Origin of the sequence: Paenibacillus sp. FSL W8-0194, from assembly GCF_037969745.1 — a bacterium.
GTDB classification, from domain to species: Bacteria; Bacillota; Bacilli; order Paenibacillales; family Paenibacillaceae; genus Paenibacillus_AQ; species Paenibacillus_AQ cookii.
Window position 1 is genome coordinate 5,878,420 of the sequence record NZ_CP150205.1, and the last position, 25,740, is coordinate 5,904,159.

The following is a 25,740-nucleotide window of genomic DNA, read 5'->3' on the forward strand; positions in this document are numbered from 1 at the left end:
ATCCATGGAAATCTAAATATTGGTAATATAAGATAATTATGTATCAATGAGACTATAGTTTTCATGAACAAATCACAGATACAGGAACATAAAAAAAGAGGACCAGGGATGCCCCTGACCCTCTTGCTTTGCCGATCTATGATCGCTTGATTCCGACGGTGACGATCTCGCAAGGACCTGCGGTAAGCTCTGCGCGGGCAGAAGCCGTCGCCAGCTTGTCGCTGCTGTCCTCTTCCAAAATCGTCGTCTTGTACATGGAAGCCGTGCCCTGCGTCAGCTCGAGCTTCAAGTCTGCCGTCTCGCGCTTCATGTTGTACCAGCGCAGGATATCGTCGCCGGTATGCTCGCTGACCTTCCAAGCCGAAAATGCCAAGCCGTAGTCCGCTTCCCATGCGTACGGCGCATGGACGGCGTCGATGGCGCCTTCATGCTGCCCGGTTTGCGCGGCCGTCCAAGGGATTTGGAACTGGTATGCTTCCTGGTAAGCTCCCGCTTCGACTCCATCGCCGCTATGAGGGATGATTTCGAGATGGACGGTATGCTCGCCAAGGCATTGGGCTTCAGGCGTAGGGAAATGCCCCCAGTCTCCAAGCTCGCCCACCGAGCGCAGCAGCGTAACGGCAATCGTGTTGCGGCCGTCGCGCAAAACCTCATATTCGTTCAAGCCGCGGTTTGCGACCGTCAGTCCGGCCCCCTCGCCGCTGACGTCGACGAAGGCCTGCTGGTGCTGCGTATTGCTTGGGTTCTCCCATTCCTTCGCAGGATGAATATCGCGTACCGCCACTTCGAACATCGAGTCGACCTGGTATTTGGAAGCCTCGATATCGGTAGGCATCAGCATGCGCACGCGGTGGTCCTTCGCCTGGTTGTTGAAGCTGGCTTCGATGTGAACGCCTTGTCCCTCCCGCTCCAGGCTGACAAGCGTGCGGATTTTCATCGGAACGGTTTCTTTCACGCGCTGCGCTTTGCGCACAGGGTAATAAACCAGTTCCACCTGCTCCCGGTCGAGAAGCTCCTCGGCGGACGCCGGAATCTCCCAATCATGCACGATTTCGAGCACGGCGCGGTAAGGCGTGTCTTCGACGACGCGGATGGAAGCCGCGAGATCTTTCGTCGTCAGGGCCTCTTCCCCTTCCGGCTGTTTGTACATGTACTCGTTGCCGATATCGCCGGTGTCTTCGTAGATCATCAGATCGTTAAACACGCGGCCGGTGCGCTTGTCCGTAATCGACAAGCTGCCGTTCGGCGCCGCTTCCACCCGCAGGATGCCGTTTTCGATGACGTTGCCGCCTTTGACCAGCGAATCCTTCTGTACCTGGAGCCCTGTCGCCGCTTCTCCGGAAACGAGCGCATAAGCTTTCAGGCCTAGCGCAGGGATTTGGCTTGCCTCAAACGTCACGCGGACGGCGCGGGCCATATAAGGTTGACGGAACTTATCGTCCGGCAGGTCATAGCCGAAACGAAGGCCCAGATCCTCGAGCGTAAAAGCTGCCGGGTTGCCGTCGGCATCCACGACCGCGCGCAAGCCAAGGTCAAAGTCCTTCATTTGGCTTCTCATGTCTTCGAAGGAGTGTCCTTCGCGGAAGTATACGCGTTTGACGTCCAGATCGACGGACACGGTGCCGCTGCGTTTCCAGCCGGTCGTATTAAACACGACAAACGGAACCGCCTCTTCCCCATAGCTGCTGAATACGGACGTATTGACTGCATCGGCTACCGCCTGCTTGCTCTCGTCGATGATCGATTCGGCCACGTCGCGGCTTTTCGCAAAACGGGTTACCATTTCGCGGTGGACCTCGTCCACGCTGCAGCCGCAAATGCTGTCATGCGGATGGTTTTGCATCAACGTTTTCCATGCATACGTCAGCATGTCATGCGGATATTCCTGTCCGGCAAGACGGGCATACGATGCCAGCGGCTCCGCAACCTTTTCCAGAAGCGTCTGTCCGAGCTGGTTCATTTGCTTCAAATACACGCGCGAGGAAGCCGTATTGACGAGCGTCCCCCAACCGTCGGTGCGTTGGCTGCGAAGTTCGCCGCGAACGACGGAAAGCTCGCCTTCTTTGGCTTTTTTCACGGCTTCGAGATATTTCGGGAAATTGGAGTGCACAAACTCCGTATCCGGATAAAGCTTCCGGGCGGTTTCCAGCGCCTGCGCCAGGTCCGTTTGGATCGGCTGGTGGTCGCAACCGTTCATGTACAGAAGTTCCGGAGTCGAAGCATACTTCTCGGCGTCTGCCAGCTTTCTGTCCCAGAATGCCTTGGCTTCTTCCGGATCGACCGGAACCTCGTTGCCGTTGCTGTACCAGTTGGCAAACAGGATGCCCAGCACGCGGGAGCCGTCCGGGCCTTCCCAGATCAGCTCGGAGAACGAGGATTCGTAATCGGAATCGGACACCGTGTTGTTGAAGCCCGTCGGCTTCACGCCGCGGCCGAACACCGCATTATCGATGCCGGATTGGCGCATGAGCTGCGGCGTTTGTCCGACAAGGCCAAACGTGTCCGGGAAATAACCGATTTTGGAAATTTGCCCGTAACGCGCGGCATCCTTATGGCCGACCTGCATGTTGCGGATATTCGCTTCGCCGCTCGTCAGGAACGCATCCTGCAGGATATACCACGGGCCGATGAAAATGCGCCCTTCGCGGATATATTTTTCGAGGCGTTCCTTCTGCTCCGGACGCACCTGCAGGTAGTCCTCCAAAATGATCGTTTGGCCGTCCAGGTAAAAGCTTTTGTATTCCGTGTCTTTATCCAGCGTATCCATCAGCACGTCCATCAGGCGGATCAAGCGCATGTGGTGTTTTTCATAAGGCAAATACCACTCCCGGTCCCAGTGGGTGTGCGAAATGATATGCGCCGTTCGTTTAGGTTGTGAAGTCATGAAAGTCAATCCCCTTTTCTGTAAGTCCGGGCCTGCCGCGTCATGCGGCCGACCGGCCGAGGAATCCCCGTAATGAGATCATGTGCTTGCCCAATATACGTTTTATTTTATAATGATCGCTTGCATTGCCGGCTTCTTTCGAACCGTACGGAAGCCTTTCGATTGTCCATTCCACACGAACAATGACAGGTTATGCTCTATATCACAAATCAGGGAATGATTCCCTTTTTTCGTTCAAGTCAAAAATATTCCATCGTCTTGCCACGTCACATATTATACTTAAATATGTCCTCATCGTATAGGAAAACCTGCGATTTTTCCGCAAAATATTATTACGGTTACATTCATCCCCAGGTTCGGCGTTTCAAAAGGACACACGATGATTGCGCCTTAAGCCGTCCAAACGGGATGAAGAACAACTGTCCACCATATGAGGACAGTTGTTCCATACCCGAAAGCCTTCGTCGGCCCTGCAGCAAGCTCGGCCCGTCTTCGTCTGCCGACTTTGGAGCAAGGCCTATCTTATCCCAAAGCCTTTATGCTTGAACGCCTTCCGTGCGGATGGCAACTTCGTCCGGACGGTACACCGCCGTAATGCGGCCTTCCCGGTCCGTGGCAAACAATACGCTCCGGTCGCTTTCCAGCGTAAAGCTATAAGCTGCCCCGGTGCGCGGATCTTGAACCTTGACGGAAGCATCCCAGCCGAACTCGGAAACGAACACGTACAGGCTTCCTTCCTTAAAGCTTAATTTCCTTCCGTATACCCCCGGAAGCTCGCCGCCGGCAATCCAATGCATGTCCTGCCCCACGCCTGCGGCTTCGGCCGCATAGTGGTACAGCTCAATGATCGGCTCGTCGCGGCCGTTCAGCTCCAGCGGAAGGCTGCTCCAGATAAGGCGTCCCTTGCCGAGCGGCATATCGACGACATGGTCCATGGATCCTTTGGTTCCATCTGCATCAGCCGGGCTTTCCTTGACGACCTCCGCAATTCGCCGGTGGCCGAAGGAAACGGCCATCGGACTGCCGCCCAGACCCAGCATTTCCTCCCTGCGGACGTTGGCGAGCTTGCGTTTGCCAAGCACCTCGTCCATGCGGTCGCTAGGCCGCCAGTAGGCATCGAGGCTGAGCGGTCCCGTCACGAGAAGCGTTACGCCCGATTCTTTGACGAGGGCGATCAATTCTTCCAGAGCGCCGCTGTCCATATTATGCGGGCTTGGTACCATGATCAGCTTCGGCGTTTGCCGCCGCAGCGCGTCCAAATGATATTCGGATGCCCCTCGGAACGGAATTTTGAGATCATAGGACATCAGTCGCGTCAGGCGGGTCGTCGATTGGAACGCCAAAGCCCGGTTCGAAAAGTCGTTCGAATACGGGAAGACGACGGCGATATCTTCAAGCTCGCGGTCCGTGAACAAATCACGCGTTTCCGCAATGAACCGGCCAAAATCATACGAGACGTCGGCCTCCGGCTTTTCCGTGCCGTCTGCCCGCAGGGCGCCGATATGCGATTCGTTTGCGTTGTCCATATAGAAGTTCGTGTTCCAGATCCAGTGGATCGCACCGGCTCCTCCCGTCGAGAAGGCGTACGCGTATTTACGCTCCAAAATGTTGCGCAGCTCGGCTTCGGAGCGTTTGGCGCGTCCGTCCGGCGTTTCCACGTACATGATGCCGGTTTCCTGAATCAGGTTCGGCTTGTCAGGCGTTTTGGCGAAAATGCCGTCCCAAACCAAATAATCGTTCAGCCACCAGGAATGCACCGTCGTATAATCAACGGCTTTCTCGTAGAAAAACGGTGAAGGACGCTGAGCGCCGAGCGCCTCATCCTGGCCGACCGTCACGAGGTGGTTCGGGCACAGCTCTTTGATGGTGCCAACGAGCTGCTCTGCCCAAACGTTGTGCATATCCATCGAGAAGAGGCAGTAATCCAGCCATCTGGTCCCTTTTTTCGCCTTATGCATATCCTGTACGTCGAAGTTGATGTCCTCCGCTTCGGGAATGACGACCGACTCGAAATCGGGCAGCTGATCCGGCGACATGTTCCAAGCCTCCTGAAGGCTTCTTATATCGCCGTGACGCTGTTTCAGCCACTTCACGAACGCCTGGCGCTCGAACGGATCCCTTGCGGAACGCGGGCCTTCCGAGAAAATCCGCGGCGGGTCGAACATCGAAGGCTCGTTGATCAAATCCCAATCCACATGGGTCGTCGCCGTATGGCGGCTGACGATGCTGCGGATGAATCTCTTCTGAGCCTCCACGCTTTGCGGATCCAGATAAGGATTGACCCCTTCCCAAGTCTCCGGCGTGAAGGAGAAAAACGTAAAGGTCACCTGCAGGCCGTGGCGTTTGGCCGTCAGGAAAAAGGCGTCGATCGCGCGCAGAACCTCTTCCGACGCGTGTCCGTCGACCTGCATGATATTCCGGTATGCCGTCCATACGCCGGTACGGATCCAGTTGATGCCGGCTTTGGCCATTTGGGCCATATCCCGCTCCCAAACGTCTACGTTCGGCAGGAACAGAAACTTCCGGGCCACGTCGGAGGTCATGTACGTCATACCCACGACAGGCAAAGGCCGTCCGTCCTTGACAAAATAGTCCCGGCTGCGGCTGATCGGCTCCCCTTCGGCCAGCAAACGGTCGTCGCGTCCCCAGAAGCCTTGGCGCAATATCCGCACTTCGCCGTCGGGGCCTTCCGCACGGCAGCGAATCCGGTATAATCCGCTCTGAACGTCCAGCGGAACCGAAATGCGGACAAAATTTTGCTCTTTGCTCACTTGGGCTTCGAATTGGTGGTTCCAAACCTCGCCGCCGTCTCCCTCATGACGGACTTCCAGCGCAAAGCTCCATGTTTCGGGAGCCTGGGCCCGCTCGTCACCGCGCTGCAAAATTTGCGTCTGAAGCGTCAGCACGGCGTGTTCGCCCGATTCATAGGAAGCATAATTCGGCTTCAGCGAGAGCTCGGTGACCCCTTTGGCGCAAAAACGTGCCCATGCCAATAACCGCTCTGCGCCGCCATTGTCCCAGAATGCCGCCTTCAGCGGCAGGAAGACAAACATCCAGCGCGAACCGGCAAACGTGACGCGGGAGTTTTCCCACAGCACGACCGGCGCGGCGATTTCGCGCCCTTCGGCGCTGACCCCTTTCAGCAGCGGATAAATCTGCGTGCTCATCGGGCCCGCCGATCCCATCTGGTGAGGCAGGTCGCTGCTTTTGGTCGTATGCGGCACGAGGTTCCACACATCATCCAATTCGAAAAGCCCTTCTTGTCCCGCAAGAAGCGGAATGCTGTCCGAGGCCGCAAGCGAGGCAACCTTCGCCGTATCCACCCGCAAAGCTTCATGAATGTACAGCTCCTGATGGTACGCCGTCTGTTCCGTTTCGGGAACCCAGGATCCGTTTTCCAAAGAAACCGGACGCTTAAAAGGCGCCCCACCCGCGCTGATCAAACTTCCCCCCCGATGAAGGAAAGCCGATATTTCCGTCCAAGCGGATTTCGGGAAATAAGGGGCGTGCAAATTGACGAAACAGCCGTTTTCAAGCCCGCGCAGGGCATCGGCAAGCTCTGCAGCGCCGACGATGTTTACGCCGTCCGTTTTCCCGAACGCCCCGGCCTGCGGGATCAAGCCCGCCGCCGGGAAATCCGGATCGCAAAAAATGATGATTCGGTTTTGGCTCATAGCAATCCTTCCTTCATCGCTTTATAAACCAACTGCGAGAACAGGCTGTTCGACCAGGCGAACCATTTCCGCGTGAAAATGGTCGGGTCGTCGGCATGGAAACCTTCATGCATAAAGCCCGTATCCGCGTCGGTTGCTTCCAGCATTGCGATCATCTCCAGTTTTTCCTCGGCCGTCTGCGCCGTCAATCCCTGCATGGACAAGGCCATGTGCCAGATATAATTTTCCGGCGTGTGCGGGCTGCCGATGCCTTTGGCCGCCTTGCCTTCGAAATAGAACGGGTTTTCCTTGCTGAGGGCAAACCGTCTCGTATTTTGGTAAATCGGATCGTCGGCCGTCGTATAGCCCAGGTAAGGAATGGACATCAGTCCCGGCGTGCCCGCGTCGTCCATCAGGCAGTAGTTGCCGAAGCCGTCGGTCTCATAGGCGTAAATCGGCCCGAATTCCGGATGGCGGTAAATGCCGTACAGCTGAATGCCGTGATTGACTTCGATTTCAAGCTCCTTGAGCTCTTCAAGGAGATCCATGTCGCGGAATACCCATTCGGCAAACTCCTGCATTTGGCGCAATGCGACCACCGCGAACATGTTGCCCGGAATGTTGTAATGGAAGTCGCAGGCGTCGTCGCTGGAGCGGAATCCGGACCAGATCATGCCCGTGTAGTTCACCGGCATCCCCAGTCCGTTGTTGCGCAGCGAATCGGTCAAAATGCCGTTGTTCCGCGTGAAACGGTACGGAGACAGCTCAAAATGGCGCTGCTCGGTTTTGAATACGTCGACGATTTTACGCAACGCCGCTTTGAAGTTGGCATCGAAAATATCGGTAAGCTCCGTCTCTTTCCAATACAGGTAGGCCAGACGGATGACAAAGCAAAGGGAATCGATTTCAAATTTGCGTTCCCACACCCAAGGCGACATCTCGGTCTTATCGGTGGTATTCCAATGCCAGTCGTTCGCCGATTCGTTGAAGGCATTCGCATAAGGATCGATTTGAACGTAGTGGATGTGGCGTTTGATCAATCCTCCGATGATGCGCTGCAGATCGGCGTCATTTTTGGCAAACGGCACGTAGTGAATCACTTGCTCGACGGAATCCCGAAGCCAGGAGGCGGGAATGTCGCCGGTGATCACGAAGGTCGTTCCGTCGTCCATCAGTTTCGTCGTCGTTTCCAGCGTATTCGGGAAACAGTTTTTGAACAGCTGAAGCAGCTTCGGCCGGTGGGCCAGCTTCTCTTCGGCTTCTTGGATTACGTCTTGAATAGCCTGCGGCAGCTCAAGCATAGGCATCGGTATTTTGGGAAGTCTGAATTGTTCCAATTGAAGAACGCTCCTTTGTAAGCAAAAATGAAATATGAAGCACGGTTTGATCGCTAACGAAAAAAGTCATAAAACCGGCATTCCCGCGATGAAGACGCGCAAGACCATGCATGGTCCCTGCGGGAACCCGGATTGAAAAACACTGTATATCCTATCGGAATCGGTTATCGGAGGAGTACCGTTTTAATCTCGAACGGAGCAAAAGACAAGGTCAGACGTCCTTCGTCCGGTTCCAGCCTCTGAACGGGCTCCTCCAGCGCATTCGAAAGATATGCCTCTTCAAAAGCATAGGGCCATTGCAGTTCGATCTGCTCCCGGCCGCCGGAAGATTCATAGAACCGCAGGATCGCGCCGTTTCCGTCTTCCGCCGGTTTTACCGTATCCAGCACGACATGCCGGCTATCCAAAGATATGAGGGACTGCGCGGCAGGGCGCGTCCCCTTCTTGCCTGCTTGCAGCGGCAGCACGGGGAGCTCTTGGTTCAGTTCCGCCGCATGGCGGACCGTATGGGCGTCTCTCCAGTCGCCGCAATGCGGAAGCAGCGAATACGTAAAGTCGTGCTCGCCGAGATCGGCGGTTGCATCCGGCCATTTCGGCGCGCGCAGCAGCGACAAACGGATCGTGCTGCCCTGAACGTCATAGCCGTATTTGCAGTCGTTCAACAGGCTGACGCCATAACCATGCTCGGATACGTCCACGAAACGGTGCCCGCATACCTCGTACTGGGCCTGCTCCCAGCTGGTATTGCGGTGCGTCGCCCGTTCCAGCGATCCGAACGGAATTTCGTAGGTCGCCTTTTCCGTCACCACGTCGATCGGAAAGCCCACTTTCAGCAGCTTGTGCGCTTCATGCCAGCTGACATGCGTTTGAAAGTCGATCCGCGGATCATGATGATAAAAGATGACGTCCTGCGTGATTTCGGATTGGCCGATCCGCCAGCGGAAGCGAAGCACGTCCTTGGTGCGTCCCGAGAGTACCAGCCGTTTCTCCAGCAACTCCGCTTCTCCCGCCGGCTGCTGCTCGTACCGCGTATCGATGTCCCATGCGTCCCATAACGTCGGTCGGTCATGGAAAAAGTGGAACCGGTTCGCTCTCTCGCCCGACTTGACGATCTCCCGCCCGGCTTTTTTGTCGAACAGCCCGATCATCTCGCCGCGCTCGTTAAAACGGGCAAGGTAATAGGAAGTTTCCCATGTATCCCCGAACGTGAACCCTTCTTCCGTTTTTTGAGAGGATAACGTGTCCGTTGCGTCCTTCAGCCATATCGTCTTATAGCCAAATGCGGGAATTTCCGGAACATGGACGGATACGCCTTGCTCGACCCGGTCGGTTTCGAGCCTTGTACCCTGTTCGTCATAAGCCTCCCATGCTCCCTGCTGCGTTTCAATGCGGATCGTGGCGCTTCGGCTCCAGCCCAGGCTGTTGAACACGGCATACGGGATTCCATCCTGCCCGGTCGTGTCGATCGCCGCAGCGATTGCCTGAACGCCTTCCTGCAGCCCCGACTTCCCTTTATCAAAAATTTCTCCGTATTCTTTATCGGAGGTTTCGTACGTTTCCGTAATGGCCGAACCCGGGATGATGTCATGGAACTGGTTCAACAGAATCAGCTTCCAGCCTTCATGCAGATGCTGCAATGCGGCTTCCCGCTTCGATGCGGCCATGTCCGGCTGCGCCAACGAATTCCATAGCTCCGCTTCCCGGTATAACGCTTCCGCTTTCCGGTTGTTTCGTTTGTTGCGGGCATGGGTCGTATAGGTTCCCCGGTGAAGTTCGAGATATAAGTCGCCCCGCCACGTCGGCAGCGCGGGATTCGCTTCGGTAATGCGTTCAAAAAACTGTGCTGCCGTGCTGTAGCGGCTTGCGGGTTGTCCAACCATCAGCTCGGACCGGTCGATGTATTCCAGCATTTCGCGGGTCACGCCGCCTCCGCCGTCTCCATGTCCGTAGAGAAGCATTTGCTCGTTATGCCTGGACTTCTCCCGGTAAGACTGCCAATGGTCGTGGATGTCTTTCGGCAGCGTGTGTTCATTGACGCCATGGTTGAGATAAGACAAAATCGGCGTCCCGTCGATGCCCACCCAATGGAACAAATCGTACGGAAACCGGTTGGTGTCGTTCCAGCCCAGCTTGGTGGTCATGAAATAGTCCACTTTTCCGTGCTTTAAAATTTGCGGCAGCGAGGCGCAATACCCAAACGTATCGGGCAGCCATTCGATGTTCGACGTCTTGCCGAATTCCTCCTGATAGAACCGCTGTCCGTACAACATTTGGCGAATGAGGGATTCGCCGCTCGGCAGATTCAGGTCGGGCTCGACCCACATGCCCCCGACGAGTTCCCAGCGCCCTTCCGCGATGCGGGCCTTCACCCGCTCGAACAGTTCAGGATCGTTGTCCTTCAAAAAGGCGAACAGAAGCGGCTGGCTTTGCGCATACCGATACTCCGGATACTCCTCCATCAGCCTGTCGACGGTCGAAAACGTCCGGCTGGCCTTTCGCACCGTTTCCCGCACGGGCCACAGCCAGGCGATATCGATGTGGGACTGGCCGACCATATGCTCCAATCCTTCGGCGTTTCCGCCGATGTCCCGAACTTCCCGTCTTAACTCGGTTTCGATGTCGGCAATCCCGCCGCCTTCGCGGATCGAGGCCGCGTCCATGTTCACGAATCGGTCCATGGCCCGATGCAGCGCTTCCATCAGCCTCACCCGCCGGAAATCCTCCTGCGGCAGCAGCGCGGTGGAATCCCGGACGATCGTAACGGTATACATCAAGCTTTGTACCGCCCGGTTCGGTTTGACGAGTTGGCTTGTAATCGAAGTGATCGGAGGCTGGATCACAGCCTGTTGGTTCAGCGGATCCACGGGCTCCGGCACCGGATCGAACAGCTCGATTTCCAGCTCCGGAGATTCGCCGACGACGCGCGGGTCCAGCGTAACGTACGTATGGTTCCGGTCCAACCCTTGATAGGAAGCTCCGTTGACCCGGAGCAATCCTTCGCCGCCCGACTTGAACACAAGGCCAAATGGCTCTTGCGTCCATTCGGCCGGTAGTTGCAGCTTAGTTTTAAAAAAGTAGGTCGTCCCCTGCTTGCTCGGAAACGAGTTCAATCCTTGCCCTTCCGGATAAGGAGCCGAATTCTCGTATTCGCCCGGCAGTTTATAATAAGAACGAGTAATTTCCCAGCGGCGGTACTCCATTTGCTCAAGCCACTGGTTTTCCGACAGTTCGCGGATAAAACGTCTGATCCGTTCCATCATCCATCCTCCCGTACAGTCAAATACGTACTCAGCGTATCGTTTACGTTCCTTCCGATGTGGACTTGGAACAGACCCGGCTCAACAACGGGCTCCAGATCCCGCCCAATGTACTGCAGTTGCTCTTTTCCTATTTCAAAAGAAACCGTTTTGGTTTCTCCCGGCGCAAGCTCAACCTTGGCGAACCCTTTCAGTTCCATCAGCGGCCGGCTGGCTTTGCTGACGGCATCCGAGATGTAGAGCTGTACTACCTCTGCTCCGGCCCTGCCGCCGGTGTTGGTCACATCCACCGATACGATCGCCGATTCGTTCGCTCCGATGGAATCCTTCGTGATGTTCAGGCGGTCATAACCAAAGGTCGTGTAGCTGAGTCCGTATCCGAACGGATACCGCGCTTTCGAGTCTTCCTCCAAATACCGCTTGCCGCGCGACCGTTTGCCGTTGTAATAAACCGGAAGCTGTCCGACATGCTTCGGCACGGACACGGTCAGCCGGCCGGACGGATTGACGTCGCCGAACAAAATGCCTGCCACCGCATGCCCCCCTTCCTGTCCGGGGTACCATGCTTCCAGAATGGCGTCGGCATGCTCGTCGATCCACGGTTCGGCGATCGGACGCCCGTTGATGTAAACGACGATGAAGCGTTTGCTGAGCTTATGGATTTCCTGCATCAGCTCCAGCTGCACGCCGGCAAGGCCGAGCGTCATGCGATCGATCCCTTCGCCGCAGTCCATGTCGTTCCACGAATTGTCCGAAACCTTCGAAGCCCCGGTTCTCAGGTCGATGGTCCCTTCCCCGAAATCGCGGGCGCTGGAACCGCCAACCACCATCACGACGGTATCCGCTTGCTTCGCGCAAGCGAGCGCGTATTCAAAGCCCTCCCGGTCATCGCCTTTGATCCGGCATCCGGGTGCGTACAGCACGCGCTCAGACTCTTTCGCTAGCCTTGCCCGGATTCCCTTCAAAACCGTCGCCACTTTTTCCGGCGGCTGCGGCGACGTGTAATCGCCCAACTGGTTGTAACCGGCATCCGCATTCGGTCCGATGACCGCAATTTTGCCGCTGCGATCATCAAGCGGCAGCGCTCCGTTTTCGTTTTTAAGCAGTACGATGCCTTCCTCGGCAAGCTTGCGCGCCAAACTTACATGCTTTTCGCTGCCGATGACGCGCACGGCCCGATCCGGATCCACGTAAGGATTGTCGAACAAACCGAGCTTGAACTTCAGGGTCAGCACCCGAAGCACCGCCCGGTCCAATACTTCGACGTTCAGCCGCCCTTGATGGATGGCTTCCAGCAAGTAACGCCCAAACATTTCGCCGGACATTTCCATGTCGATGCCCGCCTCGATCGCCTGCACCGATGCGTCCAGGCCGTCTTCGGCCACGTCGTGCCCCGCAGCAAGCATATCGATTGCGCCGCAATCGGTGATGACCATGCCGTCGAATCCCCATTGCTTCCGCAGCACTTCTTGGAGCAGCTCGGTATTGACCGTACATGGCACGCCGTCAATCTCGTTGTAAGCGGGCATGATCGACGCCGCTCCGGCTTCGACGGCCTTTTTAAACGGATACAGATCCACTTCAAGCAGCTCGCGCCAGCCCATATGCACCGGACCGGCATTGCGTCCGCCCTCGGAACTGCCGTATCCGGCAAAATGCTTCAGCGTGGCCGCTACGCTGCCGTCGCTGTCCAGGCGCTCCCCTTGAAGCCCCTGAACCGCCGCGGCCGCAAATTCGCCGATCAGGTACGGGTCTTCGGAGAAGCATTCCTCCGTTCGTCCCCAACGCGGATCGCGCACCACGTCGAGCACCGGAGAATAAGTTACCGCTCCCCCTTGGGCGCGGGTTTCCGCGGCTACCGCGCGGCACATGTCGCGGTACAGTTCCACGTTCCATGTGCTGCCTAACAGCAGCGGCACCGGGAATACCGTACCGTCGATCGCCATATGCCCATGCGAGCATTCCTCCCCGATCAGGATCGGAATGCCGAGACGCGAATGTTCCACGGCGTACCGCTGGATCTGGTTGACGGCCTCGGCCCCTTCTTTGGCCGACAGACCGTTTTCCAATGTGACGCCGGTCCACGGATCGGCGCGCAGCACCCCGTAGAGGGAACCTACGCCGCCGTTTTTCACCTGCTCTTTGAACGTTTCCGTCAATGTCACGGCGCCGTCTTTATATTCATAGGTTTGCCAGCCGAACGGTTGCACCAGCTGGCCCACCTTTTCTTCCAAAGTCATCAGGCCCAGCAAATGCCCGGCCCTTTCCTCAACCGATTTCGTTGTGTCCTTATAAAGCAACATCTCCACTCTCCCTATCCGCTTATAGTGATGTTGTTATTCTTTTACGGCACCTACGGTCAAGCCTTGAACAAAGTAACGCTGGAAGAACGGGTATGCAAAAATAATCGGCAATGTGGCCAGAACGACCATCGCCATCCGGGACGTATCCTGCGGAATCGACTGCAGCGCCGCCATGCTGAGCGAAGTATTCGCCGAGTTTTGCTGAATGAACTGAATGCTGGATTCGATCCGCATGAGCATGGATTGCAGCGGCACCAAATTCGGATTGTCGATGTACAACAGGGCATTAAACCAGTCGTTCCAGTAGCCGAGCGTGCTGAACAAACCGATCGTTGCGAGGCCGGGCAGGGACAAAGGCAGCACGATACGCAAGAAGATGTAGAAATCGCCCGCACCGTCGATCCGTCCCGACTCGATAATCGCCTCAGGAACGCTGGTGCTGTAAAACGTCCGAAGAATCATGATATAAAAAGCATTCATAGCCAGCGGCAAGATAAGGGCCCATAGGCTGTCTTTCAGACCCAACAACTGCGATACGACCATGTAAGTCGGAATCATGCCGCCGTTGAACAGCATCGTCAAAATGGCAAATATGGAGAAAAATCTGCGGTAGCGGAAGCTTTTCCGCGAAATCGCATAAGCGTAAAGCGAAATCAGGATCAAGCTGACGATCGTGCCTACAACAGTGACAAGGATCGTTACCCCGTAAGAACGGAGCAGCGTATCCCCGCTTTGAAATACGAACCGATAGGCTTCCAAGCTCCATTTGGCCGGAAGCAGGCGGTAGCCGTCCGTCGCCAGCGTTTTTTCATCCGTTAAAGAGATGATGACGACGAACAAAAAAGGAAAGACGCATATGAAGGCGAACAATCCCGCGATGATGTTGAGAACGACGTTCCAACCGGGGGACACATGATGAAAATCCCGTTTTTTTCTGATGACCTTCGCCATAATTCTGACACTCCTTTCAAATCTTTTAGAACAGGGCGCTGTCTTTGTCGATTTTGCGCACGACAAAGTTGGAGACGATGACAAGAACAAAACCGACAACCGATTGGTAAAGCCCTGCAGCCGTACTCATGCCGATTTCCCCTGTCGTTTTCAGACCGCGGTATACGTACGTGTCGATTACGTTCGTCACCGAGTAAAGCGTGCCGGAGTCTCTCGGAACTTGATAGAACAGACCGAAGTCGGCATAGAAAATGCGGCCTACCGCAAGCAGCGTCATAATGATGATGATTGGCGAAAGCATCGGAATCGTAATATTGCGGATTTGCTGCCATTTGCTGGCGCCGTCGATCATGGCCGCTTCGTAAAGGGATTTATCGATGCCCATAATCGAAGCCAGATACACGACGCTGTTGTAACCGACCGACTTCCACAAACTGACGAAGATCAATATATAAGGCCAATATTTAGGATCGGAATACCATTGAACGGGCTCTGCGCCAAACCAGCCTAGAATCTGGTTCAGCATCCCGCGGTCCATGCTGAGGAAGCTGAACGCAAAATAGCCGACGATGACCCAGGACAGAAAATACGGGAGGAACATGCCGGTTTGATATATTTTGGCCATCGTTTTGCCGACAAGTTCGGACAGCAAAACGGCCATCGCAACGGAAAGCACGAGTCCTATAAAGATAAATGCAATGTTGTACAATAACGTATTGCGCGTAATGGTGTAAGCATCGCTTGTGCTGAACAGGAACTTGAAGTTGTCCCAACCTACCCATTTGCTGTTGAAGATGCTGGCCCAAAAGCCGTCGCGGCTAAAACGGTATTGCTTGAAAGCGACGATCGTACCCACAAGCGGCAGATAGGAAAAGAAGAAAAACCATATCGCACCGGGCAGCACCATAAACAGCATGACCTTGTTCTTTAAGAGGTTTTTAAAAAATGCAGCCATCGTGTTCCCTCCTGAATGTTGAAAAATGAAAAAGGATCGGGCGAAATCATCACCCGCCCGATCCCAAAAATGTCGTTCAATTGTTACTTGTTATTTGCGGCTCTCCATTCGTCGAGCTGTTTTTGGGCTTCGGCAATGACTTTGTCAAGACCGGCTTGCTTGAAGGCAGCGATTGCTTTCGGCAGGTAGGTTTCAGGATCTACGGTACCGGTCATCAGGGATGCCCAGAATTGTTCTTTCACGTTTTGAACGGCAGCCATTTCGGTTGCGACTTTCGTGCTGTCGAAGTTGAAGCTCAGGATTGGAGAATTTTTACCCGATGCGTTGAACTTCTTGAATTGATCCCATTTGTCGTCCGGATCATTCGGATTGAGGTTCAGCAGCATGTTGTTGCCCAAAGAGTAAGACGGCATGTCGTAGTTTTTGGATTCCGGAAGGTTTTCCATATGCTTGTCGTCAACCTTCTTGTAGTGAACGCCTTCGATACCGGAGTCGACCATGTTGCGAAGCACAGGATCCGTATTCAGCAGGTTCAGGAATTCCATCGCTTTTTCAGGATGTTCGGAGTTGGCCGAAATCGCCATGATCGAACCTTGTACGGAAGTGTTCGTAATGATCGGATCGCTTGCCGGCGTCGAAACGACAGGATATCCGTAGCTTGCGGACCAGCTGTTGTCGGCCAGCGGCTGAGTTTGCGCGCGGTCCATGAACCAGTTGCCGGAAGTCATCAGATCGTTCGTGGAACCCGTCGTTGCAGCTTCAGACGCTACATAACCGGCTTGATAGTATTTGTGCATCGTTGTCAGCGCTTGCTTCATTTCAGGCGTTTCAAGGATGTCGACGATTTTGTAATCCGTCGTGTCCAGCTTCACCGCCATCGGCAGGTTCTGAATAACGTAATCATAAGGAACGTAAGGCACAAACTGTTTGTCCATCGCGAACGGCGTCACGCCAGGCTCTTTTTCCTTGATCGTCTTCAAAAGCGGTTCAATGCTTTCCAGTGATCTTACTTTTGTAATGTCGATGTTGTATTTGTCTAACAGTTTTTTGTTAAAGCGCCATACCTCTTGTTGAGGAAGCTCTTTGTTGGCAGGAATGCCGTAGTTGTGGCCGTCGACCTTGGAGCCCTCCAAAAAGGCGGGATCGATCGTTTCCTTGATGCCTTTTCCGTATTTTTCAAGCAGGTCGTCAAGTTCCATGAATGCGCCTTTTCTTGCGTTTTGCACGTAATCGAATCCGCCCGCCGATGTGAACATGATGTCCATTGGCTCGCCGGATGCTACGTTGACCTGCATTTTTTGCGCGTAATCGCCCCAATCGACCATTTTCATCGTAACGGTTGCGTTGATTTTTTCTTTGGTATATTTGCTCACTTCCGCCATGACCTTGTCCACGTCTTTTTGCGGCGTTCCGATGGTGTACCAGATCAGGTTGACCGGTTTTTCGGAATCTTTTCCTCCGGAGGCGGAATCGCTTTCGGCGCTGTTGCTTCCTCCCCCACAGGCACTGAGGACAAGCGTCAAGGCCGTCAACATGGCCAGTGCGAACGAGAAGCTTTTTTTACTCTTGCTCATGTATAATCCTCCCTTTTGAATGCTTCAAGCATCTCTTCCCGGCCCGGCTCGCGGGCGGGCGCCAGATGCGTTTCTCTATTTAAGCGCTCTGGCTTGTCTGTACTAACTAAGTTAACCTTACCGAATGAAAGCAGTTTCAAAAAGAAGATAAATCTAATAAATCAGGGTACAAATTAAAGAAAAGATTCGATTTTTGCATGATTTTGTCAATTCGGCTGAAACCGCTTTTAATTCCCGCTCCGCCGCAGATGATAACGCTCTTAACTTTTCTGAAAATAAACAAAAATACTCTGAATGAAAGCGGACCCGCATTTTGATGCAAAGTCCATGATCATCCAGAGTATGCGGCTTGGATCACCCCAAGCTTTTATAATCGGTCGGTGAAATCCCGACGTATTTCCTGAATTGTTTATAGAAGTACCCCGTTTCCCAATAACCAACGTTTCTAGCGATTTCGTGCACCTTCAGGTTGGTGTTTTTCAGCTGCTCCTTCGCTTTTTCGATCCGGTATTTGTTGATGTATTCCGCAAACGACTCCCCGGTTTCCTTATGGAAAAGCTGTCCCAAATAGACCGGATGGATATGGTATTGCGCGCCAAGCGTTTTCAGGGAAAGTTCATCGGCATAATGCCCGTGAATATAACTGAGCACCTGGCTGACCACGGGGTTCTTGACGTCCTGCAGCAGCGAAGACACCGTTGCTTTGGCCACCGATTGAAGCGAAGCGGCCAGTTCGTCGAAGGTGCCGCTGTTCCGGACGTCCGTCAGCGCTTGTTTAAAGATATCCGACTCGTCCGTATGCTTGATCTGCTCCAGCTCCATCTTGAACCGGATGACGAGCTCCAAACCGGCGTTGCGGAGGTCTTCCGGCCGGATGCCCTCCATCCCCTGCATTTGCAGTAAATCCGCTTTGATTCTCCGCTCCAACCCTTCAAGATCCCTGGCCAAAATAAGCTTGCCGTATTCCTCCCAGTGGATGGACAACCGGCGATCGCCGCCTTCGCTTCTTCCTTCAAGATTCCCGTAATCCAAAACGGACCGGTCGGGATATACCATAAAATACTCCAGCGATTTTTTAGCCTGCCTATAGCTGAGCGAAGCTTCCTCCGGAAGCTGCACCACGCTGCCTACCCCGATTCGGACAGGGACGCTTAATTGCGCATATTCGTCGGAAAGACGCTCAAGCCGTTCCATAAAGTTCTTTTTCCCTTCGGTCCAATGCTGCATGCACCCGACCCAAACCAGGTCGCCGTCCACATCGCGGAAAGACGTAATCCCTTCCGATTTGCTCCAACGCTCGCCGATCCGGTTCAAGCCCTCGGTCGTATCCCCGTTGGTCCGAATGACGGCAACGATTAAATACGGCTTCATCAAATCAAGCCCCAGCAAATCGGCCCGTTCCCGAAATTCCGCCTCGCCGATTTGTCCCGTCAACCACCGGTAAAGCGTATTGTCCTTCAAAATCTGCATATCGAAGGCATCGTACAGCTCGTCGGATTTCATGCTGTTCATCTTTTCCACCGTATTGCGCAGCGTGGACTCCAGTTCCTCTACGTTGATCGGCTTCAGCAGGTAGTTTTCAATGCCCAGTTTCATACCCTCTTTCAGGTAGTCGAATTCATTAAACCCGCTGAGGATGATCACCTTTAACTCCTGATGAAGCTTCCGGGCTTCAGCGATGAGGCTGAGGCCATCCATCACCGGCATGGATATGTCGGTAATCAGCAGGTCTGCGGGAATCATAGCCAGCGCCTCCAGCGCCTGCCGTCCGTTTTCCGCGTGCCCGACGATTTCCAGGCCGAAAGACGCCCAATCCAAAATATCGTACAATCCTTCAATGATAAACGGTTCGTCATCCACAATAAATACTTTATACATGTTCAGCATCCGTTCCTTCCCGGCTTGGATAACGCACGGTAATGACCGTGCCCTCATCCGGCCGACTTTGAATCTCGATTCCGTATGCAGGCCCGTACAGAAAACGGAGACGGCTATGAACGCTTCGGAGTCCGAACATTTTGCCGCTTTCCTCCGGTTTCTCCAGCTCCTCCCGAATTTCGTTCAAGCGATCCGGCTCGATTCCTTTTCCGTTGTCGCGCACTTCGGCGATGAGCATATCGCCTTCTTCCCTGATCTCGACCGACAAGCGGTTATCGTACCTCTCCGTTCGAATGCCGTGAATGATATAGTTCTCTATGATCGGTTGGAGCGATAGCTTCATGACCGCTTTATCGGCGAGCTCCGGGCCATAAGTGATCGTATAATCAAACTTGTCCTTGTACCGTATTCTAAACAGCTCGAGATATAGGCGGCAGGTTTCCAGCTCGTCTTTAAGCGTGTAATTCCTTTTTTGCTGCACCAGGCTTTTGAACAGGACGGACAAGCTATAGATCATTTCCCCGACGTCTTTCGCTCCTTGGGAAATCGCCCTCATCCGGATAACCTCCAACGTGTTATACAAAAAGTGAGGGTTGACTCGGGCCTGAAGCGCGACAAGCTCCGTCTGTTTCTGTTTGATTTCCGCCTTGTATACCCGTTCGATGTACGCATTCAGCTCATCCAGCATATCGTTGAAGCTCCGCGAGATTTGCCCCAGCTCGTCCTCGCGCGGATCGTCGATTCTGGCGGCAAAATCGCCGTTTTTTACCTTCCGCGTAAATTTGATGATCCGGTTGGTCCGATTGGCAAAATTGATGATGAACAGCGCCGGGAAAAGAACCGCAAACAAGATGCAAATCGCGCTGATCGTAATGATCGTCTGCCGCACGCCCGAATAGCTTGATGCGATTTCATTTTTCGGAACGGCGCCAATGACCACGTATCCCCCTTCGGCGGAGATCAGCTTGTTAATATACATGCTTTCCCCGCTTCGGGTCAGCCCCGCCTGCGGATCATCAAAAAGCGAATCCGTGACGTCCACGTAAGGGTAGGTTTTGCCGTAATATTTTCCTTCCGAATCAAAAAGGACGTCTCCCGACGAAGAAAGGACGACGATGCTTCCTTTGTAGCCGTTTTTATAGGTTTCAAGCGCATTCAAAATGCTGTTGGAATCAAGGTAAACCAAAAATTGGCCGGCATTTTTCAGCTGCTTGTTGTTGATGGGCACTCTAATCGCATATAATTCCTTATCCCATTGATCGGCCGCTTTGCGAATCCAAACATTTGGAGCCGCAATGCCTTTCGTTTCCATGGCCATAACCTCGGGAATATAGGAATTGGCGAAATTGGTGGAGAGCTGCTTAAACTGCTTGTTCGATTTAAAAATAGAGAGATACTGATGTTCTGACCCGTACAGCATCAGGTTTCGGATATCGCCGTTTTCGTCCATGATATTTTGAAAATATTGAAGCGCGTCCGTCGAATCCCCGTTCGATTGAACATTAAACTGATCCATACGGTGCTGCACGTATTCGGCATAAGGGTTTTCCATTAAAAATGAGATATTGGAAAACAAGGTTTCGTTTCGGTACATGTCCCTTGCAATATTCTCTATCGCATGGTGCCGATTGTCGATGTACCTGCTTACGCTTTCCATGGCGGCTTTTTGGTTATCCAGTTCTTTATTTACGATCGACTGCGACAAGGAGGAAATCATCAGGTATGACAATATTACAATCGTCACAATGGCGATGAAAGTGAAGATCAGAAGGATCTTCATGAACATATTGTTCTTAAAATAGTTTCTGTATATTCTGCCGATTCCCATGAAGCTTCCCTCCTGCCGACGAGTCGATTTGAACATGCGCTGATCATCATTATTATAACATAGGGCGGACAGATCTCCTTCTTCTCTACCTCCATCTGGCGATTGGGCATCTTTGGAGCCAATTAGCATGCGTTTTTGCCTTTTGAAGAACGCCGCTTGCAAAGCCTTGGGTCCAATCGTCATTGCCCGGGAAATTTGAAAATTCGCACAAGCTTCCAATGCTGTGCACCTGAGAGTGGCTTTTTATGTAGATCGTTATGCAGGTATTCAGAGGCAAAATAAAACCAAAAAGGCCAGCATCCTGGTAAACCCAGAATACTGGCCCTTCTATAGCCGAAACGGAATTATTCCGTTGTGTATGGCAGCAATGCGATTTGACGGGAGCGTTTGATCGCAATCGTCAGCATGCGTTGGTATTTTGCGCTCGTGCCGGTTACACGGCGAGGCAAAATTTTTCCGCGTTCGCTAATGAATTTTTTCAGCAGATCCGTGTCTTTATAATCAATGTGAGTAATTTTGTTCACAGTGAAGTAGCACACTTTACGACGTTTGTTACGGCCGCCGCGGCGAGCCGGTCTTTTATCGTTGTCTCCGCCTTCTCTTTGTTTAAAAGCCATGCTGTTTCAGTCCTTTCCGTATTTAAAATGGCAAATCATCATCCGATATGTCTATCGGTTTTCCGTCATCGAAAAAAGGATCTTGATTGGAATTGCTCCGGGAGTAATTGTTATTCCCGCGGCTTCCGCCTCCGAGAGAGGAGTCTTCACGCGGTCCTTGGCCGCCGCCGCTGCCGCCTTCGCGGTTCGATTCCAGGAAACGTACGTTATCGGCAATGACTTCGGTGACGTATACGCGTCTACCTTCGTTATTTTCGTAGTTCCGCACCTGGATGCGACCTTCCACGGCCGTCAAACGGCCTTTGCGCAAGTAGTTCGCGCAGGTCTCAGCGAGCTGTCTCCAAGTCACCACTGGAATAAAATCCGCTTCCCGCTCTCCGCCTTGCGACGTAAACGGTCTGTCTACCGCCAGCGTGAACTGCGTTACCGCAACCCCTGCGGGCGTGTAGCGAAGCTCAGGATCCTTGGTCAATCGGCCAATTAAAATTACACGGTTCAACAATCCTATCCCCTCCTTCGATCGAATGGATCACTTCAAGCCAAAGCTTGGATTAAGCAACGTCAAGAGTAATGAGATAACGAATTACTTCGTCGGAAATTTTCATGATACGCTCGAGTTCGGCAACAACTTCAGGAGTTGCAGTGAAGTTTACCAGAACGAAAGTGCCATCACGGAATTTCTTGATCTCATACGCAAGACGGCGTTTGCCCATCACTTCGTGCTTCGTGATTTCCCCACCGTTGGAGATGATGCCTTGGAATTTTTCGACTGCAGCTTGAACGGCTTCTTGTTCAATGTCCGGACGAATAATGTACATCACTTCATATTTGCGCATATTTTTCACCTCCTTATGGACTTCGGCCCCTGATCGCGTCAGGAGCAAGGAGCGAGTCTAAACTCGCACCATATTAATATATCAAAACGCCCGACCGAATGCAAGCATGCCTGAATTGGCAAAATTAACGGGCACATGAATCCCCCCGATGTGTAAACACTACAGAAGCAGTCCATTTTCATTTCGATAAGGAGGTTTGTGCCATGGGTGAAAAAACCGAATTCGAGCCTGGCGACAAGGCGCCGAACCCTGGGGTATATATGGAGGTCGGGGAAGCCAGCTTCCATACCGAAATCCAGAATCCGAAGATGATCACGATGGAGCGCGGCGAGACGTTTCCGGAAACGACCAACAAAGACCGGAAGTGGAAAAAGAAAACCAAAGCTCGGGTCCACTAAAAATTTTTTAGACGCGGATGCATAATCCGCTGCCGAAATGCAGATGATACAATCAGACGGTTACGAGAGAGGTGTGGTTCCGTTGGGCCTGAGCTGCGTAACAAATCACTGGAAGTCTGAAACAGCATAACTAAAAGAAGCGAGGGGACGTGCCAAAGACATTTTGTCTGGAGCAATGGAGATTGCTCCGCGGCTTTATCCGAAGTTTCAATGACGTTTTGTTGTAGAACGAATTCCAAAATCCATTGAGTAGCCGTCTGCCAAACTGGAGAACCTTCGGGTTCTCCTTTGGTGTTTTATTGAAGTGTCAGCATTTCGCCTGCACAACCCCATACAACGTAAAAAACCTCTGGCGATGACGGGCCAAAGGTTTTGTCCAATTACGTTAATCTATGAAGTATATTTGATGAAAAAGGGAATGTGGCGGAAAGAGAGGGATTCGAACCCTCGCACGCCTTGCGACGCCTAACTGATTTCGAGTCAGCCCCCTTAGACCTCTTGGGTACCTTTCCGCAGCAAAACTTATTCTATCACAAGAGGACAAAATATGCAATAGCTGTTTTACAAAAGATTACTTTTCGTTCGACTCCTGCGTTTCCTCGCCTGCATTTTTGGAGCGGAGCACTTTTTTCATGTTTTTTTCGAACTTGGCGCGGGGAATCAGAACGCTGTGCTGGCATCCGACGCACTTGATCCGAATGTCCATCCCCATGCGAATGATTTCCATTTCGTTGCTGCCGCAAGGGTGATTTTTTTTCATTTGCACGATATCGCCGAGTTGAAACACTTTCCGTTCCATTTGACCATGCCTCCCCTTTTTATTCTTCCGAAGCCGCCATCTCGCTTAACGCTTGCTTTTGCTGCTCTTCGGCTTCCAACGCTTGCTTGATATGCTCCAAAATGGCCCGCTCCACTTCCGCCCTCGTATTAGGCAGGCACTGCGCCACAATGCGAATCACGTACTCGCTGGTGCTCAAGGACTGAATGCCGAGAACGTCGGGCACCGCCATAAGATTCGGGTTTTCCTCCTGAACGCCCGTCAGCGCTTGCTTAATCAAGCCCACGGTGTCCTCCAGCGAACGTTCGTTTTTGACCGGCAAATCGACCATTGCGAGCGCATTGGACAAGGAAAAATTCGTCACGCTCGTAATCATCCCGTTAGGCAAAATATGCGTTTCCCCGTTCATGCTCACAAGGCGGGTGGAACGCAGGCCGATGACTTCAACCGTGCCTTTGTAGGTTCCCGTCTGAATGACGTCCCCCACCGCAAACTGATCCTCCAATATAATGAAAAAGCCCGTAATGACGTCCTTCACCAAGCTCTGGGCGCCGAAACCGATGGCAAGGCCCAGCACCCCTGCTCCCGCCAACAACGGACCCAGCTTGAAATTAAACTCGGACAAGATGAGCAGCACCATGACGAAATTGCAGGTGACGGCCGTTATATTTTTCAGAAGCTCCCCGACCGTGGCAAACCGGCGCGGATTGACATTGATCCGGCTCTGCTGGTGGCGTTCCAGCGACCGGTCGATAATTTTGGAAACGACTCGGATGGCGATCCGGGTCACGATAAATAACACGACAATGCGGATGCTTGAAAACATCACATTTGTCCACATATCCACATTCGTAATCCAGTCCAAAAACTTATCGCTGAACTTCAACGCTTTATCCACAGCTCCTTCCATTTCGCTGTTTGCCGTTTCGAGCCATTGTGGATTCATCATCTTGATCGATCTCCTATCCCTCGATGCTTATATATCTATCATGATTGTCTTTATAGTAGATTCCTCTGATCTCCACTTGCTCCTGTACAATGATCTGCTGTACGGAAGCCAGCTCCTCCTTCGGAAATTGGATTGATAACGCGCAGCCCGCCGTAATCGTCTTCGGCGTTGGGCATAAATCGATTTCAATATCGGCATATTCCAGCAGCATTTCCGCCCGAAGAGCCTGCTGCGTCGAATCGAAGGCCATCAACATCCATGACTCCATTGCATTATTGCCCGCCTTTTCGTTCTAATAAATTGCTTGTCCCGAGGAAGTATAAAAACATGCAGCCGTCCATATACTAGATACTACCAATCGCATTTGAAAGGAAGATTCTATGACTCAGCTGCCCAAACCATCCCAGAACCAGCAGCTCTCATGCTTAAAAATACCACATACCGATCCTGAAATCCATTCCGCTATCATTCATCGTCTTTTGTTTTATTTGTCCCAGGCCGAAGAACAACAACCTGTCGTGGTCGTCTGCATCGGCACGGACCGCTCTACCGGGGATTGCTTGGGCCCTTTGGTCGGCACGGCCCTCGCCCGCTACAAAAGCCCATGGTTCCATCTTTACGGCACGCTGGACGAGCCCGTCCATGCCGTCAATTTGCAAGAAACGCTTTCGACCATCTATGCCCTTCACGACCGTCCATTCGTGATCGGCATCGATGCTTGCCTCGGGCAATCTTCGAGCGTCGGCTGCATCCAAGTCGCCAGCGGCCCCCTCAAGCCCGGCGCAGGCGTACATAAAGAATTACCGCCGGTTGGCGATATCCATTTGACGGGTATCGTTAATGTCGGCGGCTTCATGGAATATTTCGTGCTGCAAAATACGCGATTAAGTTTGGTCGTTCGTTTATCGGAAATTATTGCGTCCAGTCTGCATTCGGCGATCCAGGAATGGAAATCCCGTTCTACGCTTGTTGCGAGGCTAGACTGATGGCCTCTACCTCTTCGGGAGACAGGGCATACGACGATTCGCCTGCCGCAAGCGGTTTGGCATATACATAGGAGCTGTCACGGCTGTAAAGGGCCGAGATGACAACTCCATTTTTCTTTTCGTCCACAATTGCAATCGAAAAGCTCAAATCGCTGCCTTGACCGCTAAATGCATTGTACCGTTTGATGCCGATCTTCCCTTTGACCTGCTGCAGTTTGGCCAGGACGGTTTCCAGCGTTTTGCGCTGCTGCTCATGTTCATCCTCGATCGAATCCATTTGCACTTTCAGGTCGATGAGCAGCGTCTCCAAATTTTCCACACCGCTGCCTGCCATCATCAGGTCGTATTTCCGGCGCATTTTTCTAAGCTTCGCGCCTTGCGTCAATACCATTACGAGCAGGATCAAAATGAGGAGTATGCCTCCGCCGATAAACCACTGCAACTGTTCTAAAATTAAACTATTCAAGTCCGACATTGCTGATTTCATTCCTTTTCCTCATTCTTGATCACAATCGTTTTTCCATACCGTTGCTTGCGCCTATTTTTCGAACCAAAC

At 53.0% G+C, this 25,740-nt stretch carries 19 protein-coding genes and 1 tRNA gene; 2 read left to right on the plus strand and 18 right to left on the minus strand.

Annotated features, from left to right (window positions below):
• Positions 1-136 precede the first annotated feature (136 nt).
• From MKY58_RS27170 to rpsF, 13 genes are all read right to left on the minus strand, one after another.
• Positions 137-2,884: an alpha-mannosidase gene (locus MKY58_RS27170; RefSeq protein ID WP_339322826.1), complete on the minus strand. Its 2,748-nt coding sequence runs from the start codon at positions 2,882-2,884 to the stop codon at positions 137-139.
• Positions 2,885-3,420: 536 nt separating this feature from the next.
• Positions 3,421-6,558 carry a beta-galactosidase gene (locus tag MKY58_RS27175; RefSeq protein ID WP_339322827.1) on the minus strand — a complete coding sequence of 1,046 codons (3,138 nt, stop codon included), beginning with the start codon at positions 6,556-6,558 and terminating at the stop codon, positions 3,421-3,423.
• The gene (locus MKY58_RS27180) at positions 6,555-7,874 is read right to left on the minus strand and encodes a glycoside hydrolase family 125 protein (protein ID WP_339322828.1); all 1,320 of its coding nucleotides are present in this window, start codon (positions 7,872-7,874) and stop codon (positions 6,555-6,557) included. The genes MKY58_RS27175 and MKY58_RS27180 overlap by 4 nt, the downstream gene beginning before the upstream one ends.
• A 164-nt stretch (positions 7,875-8,038) precedes the next feature.
• Positions 8,039-11,131, minus strand: coding sequence for an alpha-mannosidase (locus MKY58_RS27185; RefSeq protein ID WP_339322829.1), 3,093 nt, complete (start codon positions 11,129-11,131; stop codon positions 8,039-8,041).
• Positions 11,131-13,434 carry a glycoside hydrolase family 3 N-terminal domain-containing protein gene (locus tag MKY58_RS27190; RefSeq protein ID WP_339322830.1) on the minus strand — a complete coding sequence of 768 codons (2,304 nt, stop codon included), beginning with the start codon at positions 13,432-13,434 and terminating at the stop codon, positions 11,131-11,133. The genes MKY58_RS27185 and MKY58_RS27190 overlap by 1 nt, the downstream gene beginning before the upstream one ends.
• 33 nt (positions 13,435-13,467) lie before the next feature.
• The gene (locus MKY58_RS27195; protein WP_212952023.1) at positions 13,468-14,385 is read right to left on the minus strand and encodes a carbohydrate ABC transporter permease; all 918 of its coding nucleotides are present in this window, start codon (positions 14,383-14,385) and stop codon (positions 13,468-13,470) included.
• 25 nt (positions 14,386-14,410) lie between these two features.
• On the minus strand, positions 14,411-15,340 hold the full coding sequence (locus tag MKY58_RS27200) for an ABC transporter permease subunit (protein WP_339322831.1): 930 nt from the start codon (positions 15,338-15,340) through the stop codon (positions 14,411-14,413).
• A gap of 83 nt (positions 15,341-15,423) precedes the next feature.
• Entirely contained in the window at positions 15,424-16,914 is a 1,491-nt protein-coding gene (locus MKY58_RS27205) for an ABC transporter substrate-binding protein (protein ID WP_339322832.1), read from the minus strand.
• 354 nt (positions 16,915-17,268) lie between these two features.
• The gene (locus MKY58_RS27210; protein WP_339322833.1) at positions 17,269-18,792 is read right to left on the minus strand and encodes a response regulator transcription factor; all 1,524 of its coding nucleotides are present in this window, start codon (positions 18,790-18,792) and stop codon (positions 17,269-17,271) included.
• Positions 18,785-20,620 carry a histidine kinase gene (locus MKY58_RS27215; RefSeq protein WP_339322834.1) on the minus strand — a complete coding sequence of 612 codons (1,836 nt, stop codon included), beginning with the start codon at positions 20,618-20,620 and terminating at the stop codon, positions 18,785-18,787. Before MKY58_RS27215 ends, MKY58_RS27210 begins: the two co-directional genes overlap by 8 nt.
• A gap of 344 nt (positions 20,621-20,964) precedes the next feature.
• A complete protein-coding gene (gene rpsR, locus MKY58_RS27220; RefSeq protein ID WP_036710728.1) occupies positions 20,965-21,237 on the minus strand; it encodes a 30S ribosomal protein S18 in 273 nt (90 codons plus the stop codon).
• A gap of 22 nt (positions 21,238-21,259) precedes the next feature.
• The gene (ssb, locus tag MKY58_RS27225; RefSeq protein WP_339322835.1) at positions 21,260-21,739 is read right to left on the minus strand and encodes a single-stranded DNA-binding protein; all 480 of its coding nucleotides are present in this window, start codon (positions 21,737-21,739) and stop codon (positions 21,260-21,262) included.
• Between the two features lie 49 nt (positions 21,740-21,788).
• Positions 21,789-22,073: a 30S ribosomal protein S6 gene (gene rpsF / locus MKY58_RS27230; RefSeq protein WP_036710734.1), complete on the minus strand. Its 285-nt coding sequence runs from the start codon at positions 22,071-22,073 to the stop codon at positions 21,789-21,791.
• Between the two features lie 203 nt (positions 22,074-22,276).
• On the opposite strand from rpsF, the gene MKY58_RS27235 reads away from it, so the two are divergent.
• Complete coding sequence (locus MKY58_RS27235) at positions 22,277-22,471, plus strand: YjzC family protein (protein WP_036710736.1); 195 nt, start codon at positions 22,277-22,279, stop codon at positions 22,469-22,471.
• Positions 22,472-22,892: 421 nt separating this feature from the next.
• Here the strand turns inward: MKY58_RS27235 and MKY58_RS27240 are convergent.
• The 4 genes from MKY58_RS27240 to MKY58_RS27255 form a co-directional block, all read right to left on the minus strand.
• Positions 22,893-22,983: transfer RNA gene (locus tag MKY58_RS27240), tRNA-Ser, on the minus strand.
• A 59-nt stretch (positions 22,984-23,042) separates the two neighbouring features.
• Positions 23,043-23,270 (minus strand): DUF951 domain-containing protein, encoded by a 228-nt coding sequence (locus tag MKY58_RS27245; RefSeq protein WP_339322836.1) that lies wholly within the window; start codon positions 23,268-23,270, stop codon positions 23,043-23,045.
• Between the two features lie 19 nt (positions 23,271-23,289).
• Positions 23,290-24,159: a mechanosensitive ion channel family protein gene (locus MKY58_RS27250; RefSeq protein WP_339325258.1), complete on the minus strand. Its 870-nt coding sequence runs from the start codon at positions 24,157-24,159 to the stop codon at positions 23,290-23,292.
• A gap of 52 nt (positions 24,160-24,211) precedes the next feature.
• On the minus strand, positions 24,212-24,466 hold the full coding sequence (locus MKY58_RS27255; protein ID WP_339322837.1) for a DUF3343 domain-containing protein: 255 nt from the start codon (positions 24,464-24,466) through the stop codon (positions 24,212-24,214).
• Between the two features lie 112 nt (positions 24,467-24,578).
• On the opposite strand from MKY58_RS27255, the gene yyaC reads away from it, so the two are divergent.
• Positions 24,579-25,184, plus strand: coding sequence for a spore protease YyaC (yyaC, locus tag MKY58_RS27260; RefSeq protein ID WP_212952019.1), 606 nt, complete (start codon positions 24,579-24,581; stop codon positions 25,182-25,184).
• Here the strand turns inward: yyaC and MKY58_RS27265 are convergent.
• Positions 25,159-25,659, minus strand: coding sequence for a DUF4446 family protein (locus tag MKY58_RS27265; protein WP_036710754.1), 501 nt, complete (start codon positions 25,657-25,659; stop codon positions 25,159-25,161). The two genes, yyaC and MKY58_RS27265, sit on opposite strands and share 26 nt — an antisense overlap.
• Positions 25,660-25,740 lie beyond the last annotated feature (81 nt).

What these genes read in the sequence shown, in the direction of transcription:
- MKY58_RS27170 (WP_339322826.1), bottom strand. Translation starts at nt 2,884, where the DNA reads ATGACTTCACAACCTAAACGAACGGCGCATATCATTTCGCACACCCAC.
- MKY58_RS27175 (WP_339322827.1), bottom strand. Translation starts at nt 6,558, where the DNA reads ATGAGCCAAAACCGAATCATCATTTTTTGCGATCCGGATTTCCCGGCG.
- MKY58_RS27185 (WP_339322829.1), bottom strand. Translation starts at nt 11,131, where the DNA reads ATGGAACGGATCAGACGTTTTATCCGCGAACTGTCGGAAAACCAGTGG.
- MKY58_RS27190 (WP_339322830.1), bottom strand. Translation starts at nt 13,434, where the DNA reads ATGTTGCTTTATAAGGACACAACGAAATCGGTTGAGGAAAGGGCCGGG.
- MKY58_RS27195 (WP_212952023.1), bottom strand. Translation starts at nt 14,385, where the DNA reads ATGGCGAAGGTCATCAGAAAAAAACGGGATTTTCATCATGTGTCCCCC.
- MKY58_RS27200 (WP_339322831.1), bottom strand. Translation starts at nt 15,340, where the DNA reads ATGGCTGCATTTTTTAAAAACCTCTTAAAGAACAAGGTCATGCTGTTT.
- MKY58_RS27205 (WP_339322832.1), bottom strand. Translation starts at nt 16,914, where the DNA reads ATGAGCAAGAGTAAAAAAAGCTTCTCGTTCGCACTGGCCATGTTGACG.
- MKY58_RS27210 (WP_339322833.1), bottom strand. Translation starts at nt 18,792, where the DNA reads ATGTATAAAGTATTTATTGTGGATGACGAACCGTTTATCATTGAAGGA.
- MKY58_RS27215 (WP_339322834.1), bottom strand. Translation starts at nt 20,620, where the DNA reads ATGGGAATCGGCAGAATATACAGAAACTATTTTAAGAACAATATGTTC.
- rpsR (WP_036710728.1), bottom strand. Translation starts at nt 21,237, where the DNA reads ATGGCTTTTAAACAAAGAGAAGGCGGAGACAACGATAAAAGACCGGCT.
- rpsF (WP_036710734.1), bottom strand. Translation starts at nt 22,073, where the DNA reads ATGCGCAAATATGAAGTGATGTACATTATTCGTCCGGACATTGAACAA.
- MKY58_RS27235 (WP_036710736.1), top strand. Translation starts at nt 22,277, where the DNA reads ATGGGTGAAAAAACCGAATTCGAGCCTGGCGACAAGGCGCCGAACCCT.
- MKY58_RS27245 (WP_339322836.1), bottom strand. Translation starts at nt 23,270, where the DNA reads ATGGAACGGAAAGTGTTTCAACTCGGCGATATCGTGCAAATGAAAAAA.
- MKY58_RS27250 (WP_339325258.1), bottom strand. Translation starts at nt 24,159, where the DNA reads ATGGAAGGAGCTGTGGATAAAGCGTTGAAGTTCAGCGATAAGTTTTTG.
- MKY58_RS27255 (WP_339322837.1), bottom strand. Translation starts at nt 24,466, where the DNA reads ATGGAGTCATGGATGTTGATGGCCTTCGATTCGACGCAGCAGGCTCTT.
- yyaC (WP_212952019.1), top strand. Translation starts at nt 24,579, where the DNA reads ATGACTCAGCTGCCCAAACCATCCCAGAACCAGCAGCTCTCATGCTTA.
- MKY58_RS27265 (WP_036710754.1), bottom strand. Translation starts at nt 25,659, where the DNA reads ATGTCGGACTTGAATAGTTTAATTTTAGAACAGTTGCAGTGGTTTATC.